The organism is Pseudomonas sp. MH10, from assembly GCF_034353045.1.
Taxonomy (GTDB): domain Bacteria; phylum Pseudomonadota; class Gammaproteobacteria; order Pseudomonadales; family Pseudomonadaceae; genus Aquipseudomonas.
On the sequence record NZ_CP133783.1, the window covers coordinates 669676 to 688693 of the forward strand.

19 protein-coding genes are annotated in these 19018 nt (G+C 56.0%); 14 read left to right on the forward strand and 5 right to left on the reverse strand.

The genetic code is table 11. The features are described 5' to 3' along the window. Window positions 1-74: 74 nt before the first annotated feature. The 4 genes from RHM59_RS03110 to RHM59_RS03125 all read left to right on the forward strand — a co-directional run bounded on the left by RHM59_RS03110 (window position 75) and on the right by RHM59_RS03125 (window position 6945). Complete coding sequence (locus tag RHM59_RS03110) at window positions 75-3401, forward strand: toxin VasX (protein WP_322285935.1); 3327 nt, start codon at window positions 75-77, stop codon at window positions 3399-3401. Further along, complete coding sequence (locus RHM59_RS03115) at window positions 3391-4581, forward strand: DUF6708 domain-containing protein (RefSeq protein ID WP_322285936.1); 1191 nt, start codon at window positions 3391-3393, stop codon at window positions 4579-4581. Before RHM59_RS03110 ends, RHM59_RS03115 begins: the two co-directional genes overlap by 11 nt. Continuing rightward, the gene (locus tag RHM59_RS03120; RefSeq protein ID WP_322285937.1) at window positions 4571-5764 is read left to right on the forward strand and encodes a hypothetical protein; all 1194 of its coding nucleotides are present in this window, start codon (window positions 4571-4573) and stop codon (window positions 5762-5764) included. Before RHM59_RS03115 ends, RHM59_RS03120 begins: the two co-directional genes overlap by 11 nt. A 404-nt stretch (window positions 5765-6168) precedes the next feature. Continuing rightward, entirely contained in the window at window positions 6169-6945 is a 777-nt protein-coding gene (locus RHM59_RS03125) for a hypothetical protein (RefSeq protein WP_322285938.1), read from the forward strand. Between the two features lie 387 nt (window positions 6946-7332). Here RHM59_RS03125 and RHM59_RS03130 read toward each other — a convergent pair whose 3' ends face one another. After that, on the reverse strand, window positions 7333-7986 hold the full coding sequence (locus RHM59_RS03130; protein ID WP_322285939.1) for an HD domain-containing protein: 654 nt from the start codon (window positions 7984-7986) through the stop codon (window positions 7333-7335). Window positions 7987-8030: 44 nt separating this feature from the next. Continuing rightward, window positions 8031-8900 carry a LysR family transcriptional regulator gene (locus RHM59_RS03135; protein WP_322285940.1) on the reverse strand — a complete coding sequence of 290 codons (870 nt, stop codon included), beginning with the start codon at window positions 8898-8900 and terminating at the stop codon, window positions 8031-8033. Window positions 8901-9010: 110 nt separating this feature from the next. Here RHM59_RS03135 and RHM59_RS03140 point away from each other — a divergent pair, with 110 nt between their 5' ends. From RHM59_RS03140 to RHM59_RS03160, 5 genes are all read left to right on the forward strand, one after another. After that, the gene (locus RHM59_RS03140; protein WP_322164677.1) at window positions 9011-10183 is read left to right on the forward strand and encodes a mandelate racemase/muconate lactonizing enzyme family protein; all 1173 of its coding nucleotides are present in this window, start codon (window positions 9011-9013) and stop codon (window positions 10181-10183) included. Window positions 10184-10297: 114 nt separating this feature from the next. Continuing rightward, window positions 10298-11629 (forward strand): C4-dicarboxylate transporter DctA, encoded by a 1332-nt coding sequence (gene dctA, locus RHM59_RS03145; protein ID WP_322164676.1) that lies wholly within the window; start codon window positions 10298-10300, stop codon window positions 11627-11629. A 106-nt stretch (window positions 11630-11735) separates the two neighbouring features. Beyond that, window positions 11736-11978, forward strand: a complete 243-nt coding sequence (locus RHM59_RS03150) for a hypothetical protein (protein ID WP_322164675.1) — start codon at window positions 11736-11738, stop codon at window positions 11976-11978. 127 nt (window positions 11979-12105) lie between these two features. Next, window positions 12106-12417, forward strand: a complete 312-nt coding sequence (locus RHM59_RS03155; protein WP_322285941.1) for an SPOR domain-containing protein — start codon at window positions 12106-12108, stop codon at window positions 12415-12417. A gap of 114 nt (window positions 12418-12531) precedes the next feature. Further along, window positions 12532-13026 carry a hypothetical protein gene (locus RHM59_RS03160; RefSeq protein WP_322164673.1) on the forward strand — a complete coding sequence of 165 codons (495 nt, stop codon included), beginning with the start codon at window positions 12532-12534 and terminating at the stop codon, window positions 13024-13026. A 72-nt stretch (window positions 13027-13098) separates the two neighbouring features. On the opposite strand, the gene RHM59_RS03165 is transcribed toward RHM59_RS03160, so the two are convergent. Further along, complete coding sequence (locus RHM59_RS03165) at window positions 13099-13419, reverse strand: DUF883 family protein (protein WP_322164672.1); 321 nt, start codon at window positions 13417-13419, stop codon at window positions 13099-13101. A 164-nt stretch (window positions 13420-13583) separates the two neighbouring features. Between RHM59_RS03165 and RHM59_RS03170 the strand changes: the two genes are divergently transcribed. Beyond that, on the forward strand, window positions 13584-13838 hold the full coding sequence (locus RHM59_RS03170; protein ID WP_322164670.1) for a hypothetical protein: 255 nt from the start codon (window positions 13584-13586) through the stop codon (window positions 13836-13838). A 2-nt stretch (window positions 13839-13840) separates the two neighbouring features. Here RHM59_RS03170 and RHM59_RS03175 read toward each other — a convergent pair whose 3' ends face one another. Then, window positions 13841-14317: an LEA type 2 family protein gene (locus RHM59_RS03175; protein ID WP_322164668.1), complete on the reverse strand. Its 477-nt coding sequence runs from the start codon at window positions 14315-14317 to the stop codon at window positions 13841-13843. Window positions 14318-14482: 165 nt separating this feature from the next. On the opposite strand from RHM59_RS03175, the gene RHM59_RS03180 reads away from it, so the two are divergent. Further along, on the forward strand, window positions 14483-15493 hold the full coding sequence (locus RHM59_RS03180; protein ID WP_322164667.1) for an AraC family transcriptional regulator: 1011 nt from the start codon (window positions 14483-14485) through the stop codon (window positions 15491-15493). Between the two features lie 103 nt (window positions 15494-15596). Here the strand turns inward: RHM59_RS03180 and RHM59_RS03185 are convergent, their stop codons facing one another. Next, window positions 15597-15770 carry a hypothetical protein gene (locus RHM59_RS03185; protein WP_322164665.1) on the reverse strand — a complete coding sequence of 58 codons (174 nt, stop codon included), beginning with the start codon at window positions 15768-15770 and terminating at the stop codon, window positions 15597-15599. Between the two features lie 97 nt (window positions 15771-15867). Here RHM59_RS03185 and RHM59_RS03190 point away from each other — a divergent pair, with 97 nt between their 5' ends. Genes RHM59_RS03190 through RHM59_RS03200 form a run of 3 tightly spaced genes read left to right on the forward strand, consistent with a single transcriptional unit; the run spans window position 15868 to window position 19001 of the window. Beyond that, a complete protein-coding gene (locus tag RHM59_RS03190) occupies window positions 15868-16635 on the forward strand; it encodes an SDR family NAD(P)-dependent oxidoreductase (RefSeq protein WP_322164663.1) in 768 nt (255 codons plus the stop codon). 25 nt (window positions 16636-16660) lie between these two features. Further along, entirely contained in the window at window positions 16661-17851 is a 1191-nt protein-coding gene (locus RHM59_RS03195) for an acetyl-CoA C-acyltransferase (RefSeq protein ID WP_322285942.1), read from the forward strand. Between the two features lie 22 nt (window positions 17852-17873). Beyond that, the gene (locus tag RHM59_RS03200; protein ID WP_322285943.1) at window positions 17874-19001 is read left to right on the forward strand and encodes an acyl-CoA dehydrogenase; all 1128 of its coding nucleotides are present in this window, start codon (window positions 17874-17876) and stop codon (window positions 18999-19001) included. The last annotated feature ends 17 nt before the right edge of the window (window positions 19002-19018 follow it).

The window sequence follows — 19018 nt, forward strand, 5'->3', positions numbered from 1 at the left end:
TTGCCAAGTCACGCAGCCATGACAGCGCCAGCGCTGGCGGCGCATGCCCGCTGACCAAAACCACGATTCAGTTGTTGCCGCTGCGCTACGGATTGGTGGAACACCTCACGCCACCTTCCGACTTGCCCATGCCCCATACCTTGCAAAGCAAGGCCATGGGCATTCGATTGCTGCGCGATGGCTACTTGTATGTTGTCGACAGCAGCAACGGGTTCCTCCATGAGTATTTGATTGAGCAGGGTTCCCTTTCCAAGCTGCTTTGGGACGGAGCCGAGGTGGCGAGTGATGTACGTCAACATGCCGTTGGCAATGAAAGTACGCTGATAGTCCCCCGAAACAACGCCGTCTATGTCGCCTACTCGGAAATCCAGTGGACCGCCTATAAATGCTCGCAAGTGATCCAGTCCGCGACTGAGCGTGAACGGTTCATGCAACGCGTGAATCTCGCTTCAGCAAGCAGTGAACGCACCGCCAAACATCTACTGACCGAGAGCCAAGCCAGCGCCTGGTTGGCAGAAGTTGCGGAAAATCGTTGCGAGGCGGGCGGTCGCGGTCCGGTTGATAAGGCACCCACAGCGCAACTGCCCGAAGGCGCCAACCCGGAAGAAAACACTGCTTACCTCTGGGAACAGGCGCCGTTGTTTCGTCATACCTGGATTGAGGAGCTGACCAGTCAGGTCGGTGGCGCGCACAAAAATGACTTCTTGTTTCTGGTCGTTCGCGACGACATTGGCATCATGCGCGACCTGGCAGCCGCGCAACTCAAGGTTGCCGATTGGATGGGTGAATGGGCCGACGATGACATCATTCAGCGTCAATACGTGACCGGCTCTTACATTCAGTCTCTGTACACCGTCAATCAAAAACGCCTTGTGGACCTGGCCCGCGATAATCCGGGCGTCACCGAATTACTTAAAGACATCAACGAATCAGAACAGGAAACACTGGTTAGCTACCTGCACAACAAGCGTGAGTACCAAGGGCCTACGCTGTATGGCGACGAGCTCAAATGGCGCGAGATGGCGAAAACCATTCCGTTCGCCGAATCCATATTGGCCTTGCGCGATGCCTTGGGGGGCGAACGCTGGCAAAAGCACGAACAAACCATCGCCGAAATTAATCTTCAAACCTATGAATCGCTTCATGGGGCAGAGCCCGGCGAGCGCGGTATTGATGATTTAGTCCAGCGCCAAGCCATGCAGACCTTTGTGCTCAAGCAGCAAACCCTGTTGCAGCACTGGCAAGGTCAACTCAAGCGCATCCGCGCCGACCGCCTGAAGATGATCGTCGAAGGGCATTTTCACCGTGCCGCCTGGTATTACGACTTTCAACAAAGCGAACAGATCAAGCACCGCTTGGAAACTGAACTGCTCTGCGTTGCCGCCATCTGCGACGACCAGGATGCTTGGCAGCAACTGGAAACCTACTTGGAGAAAAACCCACTGGTACAAGTGCCAGGTCTGGACACCCTGGGCAGTGCCGAACAGGACGCGACATTAAAAGAACTCGCGGACCTCAGTAATATCTCAATCAAAATCGCCGACGCCCCAGCCGCTGTCGCGGAAATGGATGCGTTGGCCAACCAGTTCAACAGCCTCATGCGCCAGCGCTTGCCTAATTACATGGCGTTGACCAGTCAGTTTGAAGGGTTGAATAGCTTGTTGGGTGGGGCGTATGACCCGGCACGGCAGATGACCACGGCTCATCAATTGGACCTTTTTAAGCAGGACTTTGAGAGAGGCTCGCGCGTTGATCTCAACAGTTTTATTCGTAACATCGGTCCAGTTGCACGGCTGCGGCTGCTCCGTGCGTATGCCACCAGTGGGCTGACACTTCGGGCAGCGACACCGTTTGAGATAGAGAATTTCAACCGCGACCGCAACACAGCAATCGACATGCGACGAGAACTGAAGCAGTTATACAGAGAGCGCCACCTTGTTTTAATTCGTCATCAAGCCTCGCGTCATTTAAATAACCAGATCGCTAATCTAAAAAATAGTCTTGAACTTGTGGAGGATCGTCTTACTCAGGGGCTTACGCCTGGCGGTAAAGGCCCCGGCCAAATTGGATTGGTGTTGGGCAACATGGACGCCGAGCTATGCGACGAGATGCAGCGCACGGTTCGGGATTATCGAAGTACGGGCACGTTTAAAAAACCGATTGCAGGTGCATTGACGGCTAAAGGTAATCAGATTGCGGTGGTTGTGTTTTATTTTCAGGCGGTTAATTTTGTTAGTGCTGCGGATGAGCTATTAGGCGGCAGGTCAATGTCGCGAACTGAATTAGGAGATTTTTTCATCTCACTGATTGGAATGTCCGCAGCCGGATTTTCTGCAAGCCAAGGCATGGCGATAGGCATACTACAAGCCCATATTGCAGCGATGGAAAGTGCATCAGGCAAGCTTAATGCTATGAGTAGGTTAGGTAGATGGTCGGCTTTCGCAGGACTTGGCGCCTTTAGTTTTGGTTTTGCAGCGGCTGGACTCGATCTAATAAGGCATACCAACCAATGGGGGCGAGCACTAGCGGAGGGCGATGGAAAGAAACTTGCTGCAACATCGATACAGATGGGGGGCGACGTCGTTTTGATGGGCGCCAATGGCTGGGGATTTAGCCATTCCTACATCATCACCAGGGACATCCTGCGCTTGCCCAAAGAGTTGCGCGCCATGGCCTGGGCTGAAAAAAGTCCGCGCTTAGTCAGCATTGCTGCCCGTGCCAACCTGATCGGTATCATTGGTATGGCGCTGCAAATGGCAGGGCAAGGTATCTACAATTACTTTAATTTGGATGATACAAAAAAATGGCTGCACCGCAGCGCTTGGGGTTTGGACAACCTCAACCGCAGTCTGGAAGACGATTGGATCGCGTTGGCGACCGCCGTCCAACAGCCCTTGTGCGAAATGATTCGCCAAGACGATGACGTGACCGAGTTCCGCTTCGCATTGCCCGGCGTCAGCACTGCAGATTTGGACCGTCGTGAGGTGTCTATCGAAGTGCATCAGCGCCGTGAGAGGGAGCAATCACAGAAGGGGTGGGGTCGCCCGGTACATATCCCGCCTTACTGGGAGGGGCGCAGTGAATATTTTGCGAGCCAGCTTCGCATCGTCAGCCAAAACCATGAAGCGTTGGTATTAAGCCTTTCGTTTTCAAAATACGAATTGACCGACCCGTTCGGTTTAGTTGTCGCGCTGGCCTACAAGCTGGAAGACCACCAACCTTTACGCCATCGAACTATTTTTCCTATCCTCGACATACACAAATCCTATGTACACAGTAGGGCCCTTTATCACAAGGGCGTGTTTAAATACAAGCCAGAGACGGAACTTCCCTTCAAGTTGCAAGCCACTGACGCTTGGCCGTTAACAGCTATAGAGTTGAGGAGCCGTGATGCTGAATAAGTTATTTCGGCGCAAAAAAATTAGCGCACCACCCGTAGCGAATCCTGATATAAAAAATAATAAGCCTCGCGTGGGGGAGATTCGGAAAAACGGTGCGGAAGAAATATTGTACCTGTCCCCGCTGCCGGTCTTCACTGGGCAGCCGGCCATTAGTACCCAGAATTTCTCGGAGATGAGCGAAGTATATTTGCAGATAGGAGGGAATAATAATGGCATGGTTGAGCAGGGGAAAATGCTGGCTTTCGTGATCTGGATTGTGTTGTTCATGACAGTAATATCTCCATTTTTTATGGCAGCGTTCGTAGTGGTTTTTTCCCCCGTCGATATAGAACGTGATTTCTGGCAAATAGTCGGCCTAGGATTTCAGGTTCATATTGAAGCGCGTGTATTGACGGCAGTATCCCTGCTAGGGATATGTTGGCACGCCACTCTTAAAGGCGTCCGCACAAGTGCCAAACAATACCCAATACGTTTTAACCGCCAACGCCGTGAAGTTTGTTTTGTCGACAGCGACACCCATGAAGTGTTGATCGTGCCATGGGAGAGCGTGGTCGCCTGGGTGTCTCAGTCTGAAATGATGGGTCAATACGGCAGCGTTCAATTTTTCGAGTTCGGCATGGGACTTGAGGATGAAAAGAACGACACCGTGCAGTTCGTCCTGGCCAGTAAGCCCAGCCAAGCTCATGCCATTGGTACGTGGGAGGCAATTCGCCGGTATATGGAACAAGGCATACCAAGCGAGGCGGATGACCTGTCGGTATGGATGATAGGCCGTGATTTAACAGAAGATGAGTTGCGTCCGTATGAAGGACTGCATACATGGAACGTGGAGCGACGAATCAAGGAAGACACGGGCAGCTTACATATGCCGATCAGTGATGAACGCATGGCCGAAATAGGCTTGGAACCCCGCACCCGCTGGCCACTGCGTTGGTGGTACGTGCGCCGCGTTTTGACCTTTTGGAAAATGCCTTACCTGCTCGCAGAATGGGGCCATAAAGCCGGCTCGCCCGTTCTGCCTGAAGCGGTGCAGCGTTGGTCCCAACCCATTCCCGCCGAACAGTGGGCCAAACCCAGTGCAGCCCTACAAAAAGCCACTCAGACCGTTCAAGACGCGATGCGTAAAAAGAAGATGAACTTCATTGATGCCTGCGCGCTGTTGGAAAAAAATGCTCAATAAACTGTACCGGCGCAAACCAAACAAACTGCCGTCCGTAGCGAAGCCAGACATAAAAAACAACAGGCCCCGCGTTGGAGAAGTTCGGAGGCACGGGCTGGAGGAAACTTTATATCTTGCCCCATTGCCAGTGTTTACTGGGCAGCAGCCTATTAGTGCCCAGAACTTTTCCGAAATGAACGATGTCTATCTGCAGATGGGGGGAAGTAACAACGGCATGGTGATGCAGGGGAAGTTGCTGGCGTGGGTTATTTGGATAGTGTTAATTATAATGTTCATATTCCCACTAATTTTAGCGACGATGATGGTTGTTTTTTCACCTCCTCATATCGAGCGTTTTTTTTGGGAACTCCTCGGGATGGGCATACAGGCTAATTTTGGAGCAGCGCTAATTTCTGGGACTTTCATGATTGGTATATGTTGGCACGCTACTCTTCAAGGCGTCCGCACAAGTGCCAAACAATACCCAATACGTTTTAACCGCCAACGCCGCGAAGTTTGTTTTGTCGACAGCGACACCCATGAAGTGTTGATCGTGCCATGGGAGAGCGTGGTCGCTTGGGTGTCCCAGTCTGAAATGATGGGTCAATACGGCAGCGTTCAATTTTTCGAGTTCGGCATGGGGCTTGAGGATGAAAAGAACGACACCGTGCAGTTCGTCCTGGCCAGTAAGCCCAGTCAAGCCCACGCCATCGGTACGTGGGAGGCGATCCGCTTGTACATGGAGCAAGGCATTCCCAAGGATCAGACCGGTGACTGGATGAGACTAATGCTGGGGCGTGATTTAAACGAAGATGAATTACGGCCGTATGAAGGGCTGCACACGTGGAATGTAGAGCGGAGAGTTAAAGAGGATCTGGGGGATTTACACTGCTCGTTTAGCGATGAATACATCGCCGAAATAGGCCTTGAACCCCGCACCCGCTGGCCACTGCGTTGGTGGTACGTGCGCCGCGTTTTGACCTTCTGGAAAATGCCTTACCTGCTCGCAGAATGGGGCCATAAAGCCGGTTCGCCCGTTTTGCCTGAAGCGGTGCAGCGTTGGTCCCAACCCATTCCCGCCGAGCAGTGGGCCAAACCCAGTGCAGCCCTGGAAAAAGCCACACAGACCGTTCAAGACGCAATGCGTAAAAAGAAGATGAACTTCATTGATGCCTGCGCGCTGTTGGAAAGAAATGCTCAATAAACTGTACCGGCGCAAACCAAACAAATTGCCGTCCGTAGCGAAGCCAGACATAAAAAACAACAGGCCCCGCGTTGGAGAAGTTCGGAAACACGGACCGGAGGAAATTCTGTATCTCGCCCCGCTGCCGGTTTTTACCGGGCAGCAGCCTATTAGTACCCAGAACTTTTCCGAAATGAACGATGTCTATCTGCAGATTGGGGGGAAGTAACAACGGCATGGTGATGCAGGGGAAGTTGCTGGCATGGGTTATTTGGATAGTGTTAATTATAATGTTCATATTCCCACTAATTTTAGCGACGATGATGGTTGTTTTTTCACCTCCTCATATCGAGCGTTTTTTTTGGGAACTCCTCGGGATGGGCATACAGGCTAATTTTGAAGTAGCGCTGATTTCTGGGGCTTTTATGATTGGTATATGTTGGCACGCCACTCTTCAAGGCGTCCGCACAAGTGCCAAACAATACCCCCTACGTTTCAATCGCCAACGCCGCGAAGTTTGTTTTGTCGACAACGACACCTATGAAGTGTTGATCGTGCCATGGGAAAGCGTTGTCGCCTGGGTGTCCCAGTCGGAAATGATGGGTCAATACGGCAGCATTCAATTTTTCGAATTCGGCATGGGGCTTGAGGATGAAAAGAACGACACCGTGCAGTTCGTCCTGGCCAGTAAGCCCAGTCAAGCCCACGCCATCGGTACATGGGAAGCGATCCGCTTGTACATGGAGCAAGGCATACCAAGCCAGGCGGATGACCTGTCGGTATGGATGATAGGCCGTGATTTAACAGAAGATGAGTTGCGTCCGTATGAAGGACTGCATACATGGAACGTGGAGCGACGAATCAAAGAAGACATGGGCAGCTTACATATGCCGATCAGTGATGAACGCATGGCCGAAATAGGCCTTGAACCCCGCACCCGCTGGCCACTGCGTTGGTGGTACGTGCGCCGCGTTTTGACCTTCTGGAAAATGCCTTACATGCTCGCAGAATGGGGCCATAAAGCCGGTTCGCCCGTTTTGCCTGAAGCGGTGCAGCGTTGGTCCCAACCCATTCCCGCCGAGCAGTGGGCCAAACCCAGTGCAGCCCTGGAAAAAGCCACACAGACCGTTCAAGACGCGATGCGTAAAAAGAAGATGAACTTCATTGATGCCTGCGCGTTGCTGGATAAGTGCGCCAAATAAGGACCTCATCGAATCCCAAGTTCGTGACTGGCCACGTCTCTGTGGGAGGGTCCGCCACGTCTTCGACGCCGCACTGTCGCGCAGCAAACACTGAACTGTGGGAGCTGCCGAAGGCTGCGAAGCCGATACAGCTCTTGGATTTCATCGGCCGAAAGACTCACGTCGCCGCGCATTCTGTGGGAGCAGGCTTGCCTGCGAAGAGGCCCGTAATCGCGCCACTGATGTCGACTTGAAACCTGGGTCGCCGGTAACGACGCTTTCGTTGGCAAGCCAATCTCCCACAGGGGACTTCGGCGGATCTGGAGCAGTGAGCACCTAACATCCATGGGCGAGCGGCCATCTGTAGGAGCCATTTGTTAGCGGAGGGCCTTCGGAGCTACCCCCCGGTCAATCAGCCCCAACCTCTTCCATGAACTCATCCAAAAACCGCTTCAGCCGCTCGTGCCTCAACGCTGCAATACGTGCCCCAGTGGCTGTCTGAAACTCATCCGCCAGGTGCAGTAATTTGGTATGGAAGTGATCAACGGCGAAGCGTTTGTCATCAAGCTCGCGGTGCTGCGCGTCGGGGTCGGTGGCGTCGTACATGGCGCTGCCCATACGGCCTGCGGTGTAGAAACAACGGGCGACGCCGAGCATGCCGATGGCGTCGAGTCGGTCGGCGTCCTGAACGATTTTTGCTTCGAGGGTGGTTGGGGTAATAGCGGCCGAGAAACTGTGGGCTTCCACGGCGTGGGCGACGGCATCGATTCGGTCCTGGGGCCAATCCAGCGCCTTGAGCAAGGAAGCCGCTTTTTCGGCGGCCAATCGAGAGGCCTGCGACCTCAAGGGCGAGTTCTTTTCGACGGACACACAGTCATGCAACAGGGTCGCGGCCAATAGCACTTCAAGATCACCGCCTTCATCACGATGAATCGAGCAAGCATTGCTCCACACCCGATACAGATGAGAGAGGTCGTGGGAGCCGTCTGACTGGCTTTGACCTGCTTGGGTCAACAAGATTTCGGCCAACGATTGGTAAGGAGAGAAGGGCGCTTTGGGCATCATTGACTCCAGACAGTCGGGGAAATATCGCAGGTCAGGACAGATCAAAGCCGAGCCCAGAAGTCCTCAGCAAAATCACTCAACGCCGCGTTAGGTCGAAACAGACGGATTTCTACAGGGATGTCCCAGCGCTCATCCAGCGCCCGCACCAGCTTGCCGCTGCTCACTTCTTGTTCCGCCAAGGACCGGGGCAGCCAGGCGATGCCTTTGCCTTCCAGTGCCATTGACAACAGAACAGCGGCCAAGTGCGAACTGAACACCGTGTTCAGCGCGGGCGGGGAGTGTTCACCCTGTAAGCGTGCACCGACGATCCGTCCCAGGCCGGACTCTGCGGTGTAGGCCAAATGCTGCAACGGAGCGGAGTCGCCCTCGGCCAGAAAATCCGCAGCCCGTAACGGCGTCAGCACATCACCGCCCACCGCCTTGGAATGAAACTGGTCTGCGGCAAAGCGGGGGGGAACGTCAGGGTGTTGATGGCAGAGCAAAAACTGAACTTCGCCATGCAAGAGCATTTGCTCGCAGACCATCATGCTGTCCGAAAGTAAGCGAAGAGCTTCGATTGGCGCGCCGCGCTCGATGCCTCTGATCCAGCCTGGAAAGAAGGTGAACGATAACGAATGAGTGGCAGCAAAGTGCAGCGTACGCACTTGTTTACCCGCCACTTCCCGCGCATCCAGTCGCATCTGATACAGGCGCCGAGTCATTTCCTGGGCGCTGGTCAGCATGTGTTTGCCCGCCTCGGTCAGAGCCGCGCCTTGGGTGGTGCGCTCGAACAAATCGACCCCCACCCAGGTTTCCAGCGCGCGTATGCGCCGGCTAAATGCCGGTTGGGTTACGTGTCGCAGCTCGGCTGCACGGGAGAAATTCCCGCTGTCCGCGAGCGCGTTGAAATCTTCCAGCCACACCAGTTCCATCGCAATGCCGTTCCTGCATGAAGTGCGGTGTTTTTAGCATTGGCCGCGCTGCAACGTCCAGTTTTAGAGTGGCGACCTGCTTGAACATAATCACTAAGAGAGGATTCACCATGCGTATCGTGGACATTCGCGAGAAGACGGTTTCTATCGCATCCCCTATTGCCAACGCCTACATCGACTTTTCCAAGATGACCTGTTCGGTGGTAGCGGTCGTCACCGATGTAATCCGCGATGGCAAGCCGGTGATCGGCTATGGCTTCAACTCCAACGGTCGTTATGGGCAAGGCGCGTTGATGCGTGACCGCTTTCTGGCGCGTGTGCTGGAAGCTGATCCTGAAAGCCTGATCGATAAAGAACACAACAACCTTGACCCGTTTGCCATCTGGAAAGCCCTGATGACCAACGAAAAACCCGGCGGCCACGGTGAGCGCTCGGTTGCGGTGGGCACCATTGACATGGCGGTGTGGGACGCAGTGGCCAAAATTGAAGGCAAACCGCTGTACCGGGTGCTGGCCGACCGTTATCGCGGCGGTGTAGCAGACAGCAAAGTCTGGGTCTACGCGGCAGGCGGTTATTACTACCCCGGCAAAGACCAAACCAAGTTGCAGGCAGAAATGCGCAGCTACCTGGACCGCGGTTACGACGTGGTGAAAATGAAAATCGGCGCCGTGTCGCTGGATGAAGACCTGCGTCGGATTGAAGCCGTGCTGGAAGTGGTCGGTGATGGTCAGCGCCTGGCAGTCGATGCCAACGGCCGTTTTGACTTGAAAACCGCGATCGCCTACGCCGAGGCAATCAAGCCGTACAACTTGTTTTGGTACGAAGAAGCAGGCGATCCACTGGATTACGCCCTGCAAGCCGAGTTGGCCAATCATTACGACCTGCCGATGGCCACCGGTGAAAACCTGTTTTCCCACCAAGATGCACGTAACTTGCTGCGTCACGGCGGCATGCGCCCGGATCGCGATTTCCTGCAATTTGACTGCGCGCTGTCCTACGGCTTAGTGGAATACCTGCGGACCCTCGAAGTTATGGAGGAGATGGGCTGGTCATCGCGTCGCGTCGTACCCCATGGCGGCCACCAAATGTCGCTGAACATCGCGGCCGGTTTGCATCTTGGCGGCAACGAATCCTACCCCGATGTGTTCCAGCCTTTTGGCGGTTTTGCTGACGGTATTCGTGTTGAAAACGGTTACGTAGGGTTGCCGGACATTCCAGGCGTGGGCTTTGAAGCCAAATCGGCGTTGTACGCGGTGATGCGTGAGTTGGGCGAGCGCGCGTGATAGCAATATGGTCATGAGGTTCGCGGCTCGGCGAGGTCTTTGGCGTCGAGCCGCACGGCTTTCCCGGAAGGCTCGATGCTTGCTCACTATAAAAATAAATATGAGGTACACCCCGTGGATAATGCTCCGGCCCGCTGGTACGGCCAACTCTACATCCAAGTACTGATCGGCATCGTCATTGGTGGCGCTATTGGCTTCTTCGTTCCTGACCTCGGCGCCAAGCTACAACCCATTGCCGATGGCTTCATCAAACTGATCAAAATGCTGCTGGCGCCGATTATTTTCGGGACGGTGGTGGTCGGCATCGCCAAAATGGGCAGCGTCAAGGAGGTCGGGCGCATCGGCGCCAAGGCGCTGATCTACTTTGAAGTGCTGTCGACCCTGGCGCTGGTCATCGGTTTGATCGTGGTTAACGTACTCAAGCCGGGTGTCGGCATGAACGTCGACATCAGCACCATCAACGGCAGTGCGATCACCAGCTACACCCAAGCGGCGGCTGCCCAAGGCGGCATCATTCAGTTCTTCCTCGATATCATCCCGACCACTTTGTTCGATGCGTTCGCCAAGGGCGCGATGCTTCAGGTGATTCTGGTCTCGGTGCTGATGGGTATCGCCTTGGTGCAGTTGGGCGAAACCGCTAAGCCGCTGGTCTCGGTCATCGACATGCTGTTGCAGTGCCTGTTTCGTATCGTTGCGATGGTGATGCGCCTGGCACCCTTGGGCGCGGGCGCGGGTATGGCGTTTACCATTGGCAAATACGGAATTGGTACGTTGTTGTCGTTGGGGCAACTGTTAATCGCGTTGTACGTCACCACGCTGATTTTCATTGTGGTCGTGCTCGGCACCGTGGCGCGCTGGTCGGGGTTGCCGTTGTTGCAGTTCTTGCGTTATTTCAAGGACGAGATCCTGGTAACGCTGGGCACCTGTTCGACCGAAGCTGTGTTGCCGCGAATGATGGTCAAGCTCGAAGCGCTGGGTTGTGAAAAATCAGTGGTCGGGTTGGTATTGCCGACGGGGTACACCTTCAACTCCGACGGCACCTGTATCTACCTGACCATGGCCGCGATCTTCGTCGCCCAAGCCACCAACACACCGCTGAGTTTGATGGATCAGTTGGTGGTTTTAGGTGTGTTGTTGCTGACCTCCAAAGGGTCGGCAGGGGTCGCGGGTGCAGGGTTTGTCACGCTGGCCGCGACATTGTCGGTGATCCACGCGATTCCGCTGGTGGGCTTGGTCCTGCTGCTGGGCGTCGACCGCTTCCTTAACGAAGCGCGTGCAGTGACTAACCTGATCGGCAACGGCATTGGCACCATTGCTATCGCCAAATGGGACGGCTCTTTCGATCAAGCCAAGGCCACGCGGGCGATCCAGGCAATGAACGATAATCGGCTTGAAGCGGTGTTGGCTGAGCCCAAGCCTACCGTGCAAGCTGATACCCTGATCTGAAGGTCGGGAAAACAAGAGTACCGATCATCGTCAAATTGGATGCTATTTTGCAACAAATGGTCGATAACGTAGTCGAAACATCTTAATCGACTAAAAGAGTACTCGTATGGACATGCCTTGCCGGACGTTCTCGGACGTTTACCGGGGGCAAGTGATCGATGTTTTGGTTGTTTGTCCGCCAGGCGTTCTCGACACTGTTGATTTCATCGTTCAAGTGACCGTGACGTTGAACCACCAAGCCGCCTCGCCGGCCATCAACGTTTGCGGCCGCGGTTACGAGTCTTACGACGAAGCCCATCACGCCGGCATTCTTATAGGTCAGGGGATGATCGACAGCCTTACGCATTGACGTCGGCCTTGTATTGCCTCTTGTAAATCACCCAAAAGTCGCCGTTTCGTTCGCGCCTGTAGGAAGCGTGGGAGTGATAAACTCCCGACACTTCACACGGGAGGGAAGAATCGTGCGCGGATTGCTCATGGCGGTAGCTGTTTTGATGTTGGCTGGGTGTGGCGAGGGGGCAGCGGATAAGCCTGCGAAAGTGCAGGCGCCAGCCGTGGCTCAGGTTTCAGTACCTCAGTGGGACGTTTTGGTCGAAGACCCCAAGGCCGTCAGTGACTTGACCGACAGGCTCGTCGAGCACGGTTTTCCGTCTTTTGTCGCCGTTCGTGACGGGAAGGAGCGCGTATTGCTCGGCCCATTCAACTCCAGGGCCGCCGCTGAAGAAAAACGCGCGCAATTGGCGCTGAAGATGAGTTATGAGTCGTCTATCGTCGACCACATGCTGTAGCCAGTAATCGGCTCGCGTTCGATACGATTCTCCACATTCAGTTGCAACGCGACACTCAAACACGGGTGTGTTAACACCTGCGCCTTATCAAGCAAGCGACTGCGGGAGCAATTTATGGACGAAGTACAACGGTTAGGCGAGTTACTGAGCGCCAATCAACGCAACGAAGAGCATAAACACCAGCAGTTCCACACTGACCTTGCGCGCTGGGAATCCGGTATTTCAGGCCTGTACCAGCAGATCGAAAGCTGGATGGCACCGCTTAAAAGCACTGGCCAGATGGAGTTTGAATACGAGCCGCACCAGGCGCAAAGCAAGGGCTATCCAGACGAGAACTCACCGTTTCGTACTCAGCGTTTGACCTTGTCATTTGCTGGACGGCAGGTTGTGTTCGTGCCCGATGCAATGGGCCCTAAAGGCTTGATTTCGATTGCCGCCACTGGCCTGAGCGTGCACGCGCAGGAGCAAGTGTCATTGACCTTGGATGCCGACGGCAGCGAGTGGCAGATGACCCGACGCATCGGGGTAAAAGAATCGGCGACTCATCAATTCACCGCCGATTATTTTGCGCGTCAGCTGCAAACATTGGTGCCTCAGCATCCTGTCTGAGTCAGTGCGCATACAGCCTGAATCGTCGGTCTAGCGAAGCGGTGTGTCAGACACACCGCCCCAGCGAACGACTTAAGAGCGACGCCCAAGCAGCAGGCCAATCACCAAGCCAAACCCGGCAGATACCGCAACGGTCTGCCACGGATGACCACCGATGTAGGTTTCGGTGGCGTCGACAGCCGGCTTGGTCCTTTCACGCACACTGGACACCGAATCCAGCGCTTGTTTGAGCTTTTGGCTCAACTGCTCACGCAGGGTGGCAGCGTCCTCACCGACCAGCGCGGCGCTGTCCTTGAGCAACTTGTCTGATTCCTCGATCAGCGCCTGTAACTCACTGAATGCTTGATCCTTGATTTGCTCGGCGGTGTTTTGAGCATCAGTTTTGCGCGCCATGATTTCATCCTTCCAGTTGATTACGACAGTGAGCAATGGAGCCCCGGTGAGCGGAAAAGTTGCAGTGTTTTTTGCTTTCGTCCCTCAACTCGGCAAACAATGTCGCCTCGGAAACTTCACTCGGCAGTGTAAGATGCAGCCGTTTTCAGTCACAGGTGATTCGTATGAGCTTTAACCTTGCCAACCGGCCTATCACCGAGCGCGCGGCGCTTGAAGATGAAAAATCCAGATTGTTCGACCTTTGGCAGAGCAACTTGGGCAAAGCCAAGAGCGATGCCGCAAGGCTGATGGGCGAACGCTCCAAGCGCAAGGGCAAATGGTCCGAGTGGGTCCGTTCCGAGCTCGACCTTATGTCCCCACCGGAATACGCCAACATGGTGCGCAGTGAAGTGAACCGTTTAGTCGCCGCGACCAAATAGACTCACCAACTGCCGTCGGCGCGGGGCAGGCTGAGGGTGCCGCTGTCACTGAAACGCATCGTCCCAAACAAACCGCCCGCCAGCTTGCCATGCAGCACGTAGGGTAAATTGTCGATCCCTTCGCTTTGGCTCAGTCCGACTGCTTGGCGCAGGGCGGCGAACGCGGAAACCGTCACCGGCACCACCAGCACGGCTTCGGAGAAACGTCCGATAGTGCCGCGTTGATCGCTGACGCCAGACGCCAAGAGCTTGCCGTTCACATCAAGGTCGAGGGCAACCCCGGAATAATCGATGGCCGTCTCATTGGGGTTTTGCAGCCGCAGCTTGACCGCAAAGCGCACTTCCAGGCCTTGGCCTTGCAGCGGCTCAATACCGACCACGTTGATGTTCAGTGGGTCACGGTTGGGCAATAACGCGCAGGCGCTAAGTGCAATGATCAGTAATGAAGCCAGTAGGGCGCGAAGTGGGCGTAGCGGCATCGATGTCTCCTTGAGCAAAGTGAACGCTTAGCGGCTCCACTGTGCGACCCCTCGGGGGACTATAGGTTCGCTTCCAACGCAGGGACTGGCTTTTTACTATTTGCGCCCTAAGATGACCAGCGACGCCTAAACACACCTAAATGGCCAGCAGGGCAGCCCTCATTCATGTCGGAAAAAGACACCATCTCCATGCAACTGGTGCGCGAGGCGTTGTTGCAGTGTTGCACACCCGGCGCGGCCACCGATGAGGTGTTGAACAAGGTGGGTATTGCGCCGGAATCCTTTGCGCAGCCGGATGCGCGGGTAACGGCCAGCGCTTACGCACGGTTGTGGCGTTTGCTCGCGCGCCGTCTGGACGATGAGTTTTTCGGCATGGACCCCCGGCGGCTAAAGTCGGGCAGCCTGGCGTTTCTGTGCCGCTCGTCCATGGCCCAGTTGACCGTGTCGGCAGGGCTTGAGTCGGGCTTGAGTTTTTTGTCGCTGATGCTGGAGGGCTTTCAGGCGAGCCTGTTCCGACAGCAGACCTTGGCTGAAATCGTTCTAGAAGAGCGCGACCAACCCCCGCAACGGGCGTTCACCTACTTCGCCTATTGGATGATTGTTCACGGGGTGGCGTGTTGGCTCGCGGGGCGACGGATTCCGATTCTGGCCATCGAGTTGCGCTGCGCTAAGCCCGACTTTTACGAAGACTACGCGGTGATGTTTTCCGACAACCTGCGTTTCGACCGACCGCGTACTCGAATGATCTTCGCGGCAGACTGCCTCGACCTGCCGATCAAGCGCAGCGCCGAGGAGTTGACTCAATTCCTGGCCCGGGCGCCGGGCAATATTCTGGTGAAGTACCGCGACCCGGAAAGCGTCGCCCAGCGGATCAAAAACGAACTGCGCACGCAGCCCGCGGAATACTGGCCGGAGACCGAGACCTTGGCCCAGGCCTGGCACATGTCAGCGTCAACCCTGCGCCGGCGCTTGGCGGAAGAAGGCCAGACCTACCAAGCCATCAAAGACAGCGTGCGCAAGGAATTGGCGATTGTCTGGCTGGCCGATCCTGACGTCAGCTTCGCTGACATCGCCGCGAGATTGGGGTTTGCCGACACCAGTTCGTTCTATAAAGCCTTCCGCAAATGGTCCGGCTCCAATCCCGGGCATTACCGGAGCTTGATCGTGGGGGTTTGAGGCTGCATGCGTCAGGACCGGCGCTTTCCCGAATGAATTCGGTCCCACAGATACTGGCGATGCACAGACCCTAATCCCTGTGGGTGGCTTGCCAACGAAAGCGTCATTGCAAGCGCAGCAGGTTCAGATCGTCATCGGCGGCGCGATGACGGGCCTCTTCGCAGTCGAGCCTGCTCTCACCGGTTCGGGCGATGCACAAATCTGTAGAGCCAACTGTGGCGAGAGGCCCGTAAGCCTGAACCACCGCCTCGCCAACACGCTGGCTTCTGCAGACCATTGGCCAAACCAGTCAGCCAACTTGAGCGCTTTGACCATTGCCCGCGCTTGCCCGTACGTCGACTATTTCGCTATTCCAAAAAAGCGAAGGCACGTTCATGCAGATCGAAGGCAAGGTTTTTCTAGTGAGTGGCGGCGCTTCAGGATTGGGGGCGGCCACCGCGCAGATGCTGGTGGCCGCGGGCGCCAAGGTCATGCTGGTGGATATAAACGAAGCCGCAGTCGCCGCTCAGGCGCAAAACTTGGGTGCGCAAGCGCGCTATGCGGTAGCCGATGTCAGCCAGGAATCGGCGGCGCAGGCTGCCGTTGAGGCCGCCGTGACCGCATTCGGTGGGCTCCATGGCTTGGTGAATTGCGCCGGCGTGGTGGGTGCCGAAAAAATCCTCGGTAAAACCGGTCCGCACGCATTGGACAGCTTCAGCCGGGTGATCACTATCAACCTGATCGGCAGCTTTAACCTGCTGCGATTAGCCGCAGCCGCCATCGCCGAAACGGAGGCCGATGAGGGGGGCGAACGAGGCGTGATCATTAATACCGCGTCTGTGGCGGCCTACGATGGCCAAATCGGCCAAGCCGCTTATGCAGCCTCCAAAGGCGCTATCGTCAGCATGACCTTGCCCGCAGCGCGTGAGCTGGCGCGGTTTGGTATTCGGGTGATGACCATCGCCCCCGGCATTTTTGAAACACCGATGATGGCCGGCATGACCGAGCAGGTGCGTGAATCGCTAGCGGCCGGAGTGCCGTTCCCGCCACGCCTAGGCAAGCCGCAAGAATACGCGGCGCTGGTCAGGCATATCATCGAAAACAGCATGCTCAATGGCGAGGTCATCCGCCTCGACGGCGCCTTGCGTATGGCCGCCAAGTAACTGACCCATAACCAGGAGTCCATAAATGTCTATTCAAGATCCCATTGTCATCGTTAGCGCAGCCCGTACACCCATGGGCGGGTTCCAAGGGGCGCTGGCCAGCCTGACCGCGCCGCAACTGGGCGCAGCGGCAATTCATGCGGCCGTCGAGCGTGCAGGCATTGCGCCCCAGGATGTCGACGAAGTGTTATTCGGTTGCGTGCTGTCGGCTGGTTTAGGTCAAGCGCCCGCTCGGCAAGCAGCATTGGGTGCGGGTTTGAGCCATTCGACGGTCTGCACCACGCTCAACAAAATGTGTGGGTCGGGCATGCAGGCCACCATTCTGGCCCATGACTCGTTGTTGGCTGGCAGCGCCAAGGTGGTGGTGTCAGGTGGTATGGAAAGCATGTCCAACGCGCCGTATCTGCTTGATCGGGCCCGCAGCGGCTATCGGATGGGCCATGGCCGTGTGCTTGACCATATGTTCTTCGACGGTCTGGAAGATGCCTACGACAAGGGCCGCTTGATGGGTACCTACGCCGAAGACTGCGCTGAGCGCAATGGTCTCAGCCGCGAGGCGCAAGATGCGTTTGCCGTGGAGTCCCTGTTGCGTGCGCAACAGGCCATCAGCAACGGAAGTTTCGCCGCTGAAATTGTTCCGGTGCAGGTCACCGTTGGTAAGGAGCAGCGGTTGATCAGCGATGACGAACAGCCGCCCAAGGCCCGCCTGGAGAAAATTCCGACCCTGAAACCGGCGTTTCGCGACGGTGGGACGGTGACCGCTGCCAATTCCAGCTCCATTTCCGATGGTGCCGCCGCATTGGTGTTGATGCGCCGCTCCGAAGCCGAACACCGTGGGCTGCAGCCTCTGGCAATGATTCACGGCCACGCGGCTTTTGCCGATGAGCCGGGTTTGTTTCCGACCGCGCCCATCGGTGCGATCAAAAAATTGATGAACAAAGTTGAATGGTCGCTGGCAGACGTGGACCTGTTTGAGGTCAACGAAGCGTTCGCCGTGGTGGCATTGGTCGCGATGAACACCCTGGAAATTCCTCACGGCAAACTGAATATTCATGGCGGCGCCTGTGCGTTGGGCCACCCGATTGGCGCTTCAGGGGCGCGGATTTTGGTCACGCTGATCTCGGCACTGCGCCAAAAGGGTCTTAAACGCGGCGTAGCCGCTGTGTGTATTGGCGGCGGCGAAGCCACAGCGGTCGCGGTTGAATGCCTGTACTGAAGCGTTAAACAAGGAAACGGTCATGCTCCCCACTGAAGAACAGCAACAGATTAGCGATGCAGCCCGGCAGTTCGCTCAAGAGCGGCTCCGGCCCTTCTCTGCGCAGTGGGACCGCGATCATGCCTTTCCGCGCCAGGCCATCAGTGAAATGGCCGAGCTCGGATTCTTTGGCATGTTGGTCCCTGAGCAATGGGGCGGCTGCGACACCGGTTACCTGGCTTACGCCATGGCCCTGGAAGAGATCGCCGCGGGCGATGGCGCCTGTTCGACCATTATGAGCGTGCACAACTCAGTGGGCTGTGTGCCAATTCTCAGGTTCGGTACCGAAAAACAGAAGCAGCGGTTTCTGACGCCGTTGGCCAGTGGCGAGATGCTCGGGGCTTTCGCCTTGACCGAGGCCCAGGCGGGTTCCGACGCCAGCAACCTGCGCACGCGGGCGCGGCTGGAAGGTGATCATTACGTACTGAACGGCAGCAAGCAGTTCATCACGTCCGGGAAAAATGCCGGCGTGGTGATCGTCTTCGCCGTAACCGACCCCAGCGCCGGTAAGCGTGGAATCACCGCGTTTATCGTGCCGACCGACTCTGCGGGTTACACCGTCGCCAAGGTGGAAGAGAAGCTGGGCCAGCACGCCTCCGACACCTGCGAGATTCTGTTTGAAAACGTCAAAGTGCCGATTGATCAGCGCCTGGGTGCCGAGGGTGAAGGCTACAAAATTGCCTTGGCCAACCTCGAAGGAGGGCGCGTCGGTATAGCGGCTCAATCCATCGGCATGGCCCGTGCTGCATTTGAAGTAGCGCGTGATTACGCCAAGGAGCGGACCGCCTTTGGCAAGTCGCTGACTGAACATCAGGCTGTAGCCTTTCGCCTGGCGGACATGGCCACCTCGATAGCGGTTGCCCGGCAAATGGTGCACTACGCGGCGGCGCTGCGTGACAGTGGAAAGCCGGCGTTGGTAGAAGCGTCTATGGCCAAACTGTTTGCGTCAGAGATGGCCGAGAAAGTCTGTTCCAATGCTTTACAGACTTTGGGTGGCTACGGTTATTTGAATGATTTTCCCTTGGCGCGTATATACCGCGACGTGCGGGTCTGCCAGATTTATGAAGGCACCAGCGATATTCAACGAATAGTGATTTCAAGAAGTCTTTAATCATATTTATCAGTCGC

Excerpts from the sequence above, each read along its gene's own strand:
- RHM59_RS03115 (WP_322285936.1), top strand. The coding sequence starts at position 3,391 with ATGCTGAATAAGTTATTTCGGCGCAAAAAAATTAGCGCACCACCCGTA.
- RHM59_RS03120 (WP_322285937.1), top strand. The coding sequence starts at position 4,571 with ATGCTCAATAAACTGTACCGGCGCAAACCAAACAAACTGCCGTCCGTA.
- RHM59_RS03125 (WP_322285938.1), top strand. The coding sequence starts at position 6,169 with ATGATTGGTATATGTTGGCACGCCACTCTTCAAGGCGTCCGCACAAGT.
- RHM59_RS03130 (WP_322285939.1), bottom strand. The coding sequence starts at position 7,986 with ATGCCCAAAGCGCCCTTCTCTCCTTACCAATCGTTGGCCGAAATCTTG.
- RHM59_RS03135 (WP_322285940.1), bottom strand. The coding sequence starts at position 8,900 with ATGGAACTGGTGTGGCTGGAAGATTTCAACGCGCTCGCGGACAGCGGG.
- RHM59_RS03140 (WP_322164677.1), top strand. The coding sequence starts at position 9,011 with ATGCGTATCGTGGACATTCGCGAGAAGACGGTTTCTATCGCATCCCCT.
- RHM59_RS03150 (WP_322164675.1), top strand. The coding sequence starts at position 11,736 with ATGGACATGCCTTGCCGGACGTTCTCGGACGTTTACCGGGGGCAAGTG.
- RHM59_RS03155 (WP_322285941.1), top strand. The coding sequence starts at position 12,106 with ATGGCGGTAGCTGTTTTGATGTTGGCTGGGTGTGGCGAGGGGGCAGCG.
- RHM59_RS03160 (WP_322164673.1), top strand. The coding sequence starts at position 12,532 with ATGGACGAAGTACAACGGTTAGGCGAGTTACTGAGCGCCAATCAACGC.
- RHM59_RS03165 (WP_322164672.1), bottom strand. The coding sequence starts at position 13,419 with ATGGCGCGCAAAACTGATGCTCAAAACACCGCCGAGCAAATCAAGGAT.
- RHM59_RS03170 (WP_322164670.1), top strand. The coding sequence starts at position 13,584 with ATGAGCTTTAACCTTGCCAACCGGCCTATCACCGAGCGCGCGGCGCTT.
- RHM59_RS03175 (WP_322164668.1), bottom strand. The coding sequence starts at position 14,317 with ATGCCGCTACGCCCACTTCGCGCCCTACTGGCTTCATTACTGATCATT.
- RHM59_RS03180 (WP_322164667.1), top strand. The coding sequence starts at position 14,483 with ATGTCGGAAAAAGACACCATCTCCATGCAACTGGTGCGCGAGGCGTTG.
- RHM59_RS03185 (WP_322164665.1), bottom strand. The coding sequence starts at position 15,770 with ATGGTCTGCAGAAGCCAGCGTGTTGGCGAGGCGGTGGTTCAGGCTTAC.
- RHM59_RS03190 (WP_322164663.1), top strand. The coding sequence starts at position 15,868 with ATGCAGATCGAAGGCAAGGTTTTTCTAGTGAGTGGCGGCGCTTCAGGA.
- RHM59_RS03195 (WP_322285942.1), top strand. The coding sequence starts at position 16,661 with ATGTCTATTCAAGATCCCATTGTCATCGTTAGCGCAGCCCGTACACCC.
- RHM59_RS03200 (WP_322285943.1), top strand. The coding sequence starts at position 17,874 with ATGCTCCCCACTGAAGAACAGCAACAGATTAGCGATGCAGCCCGGCAG.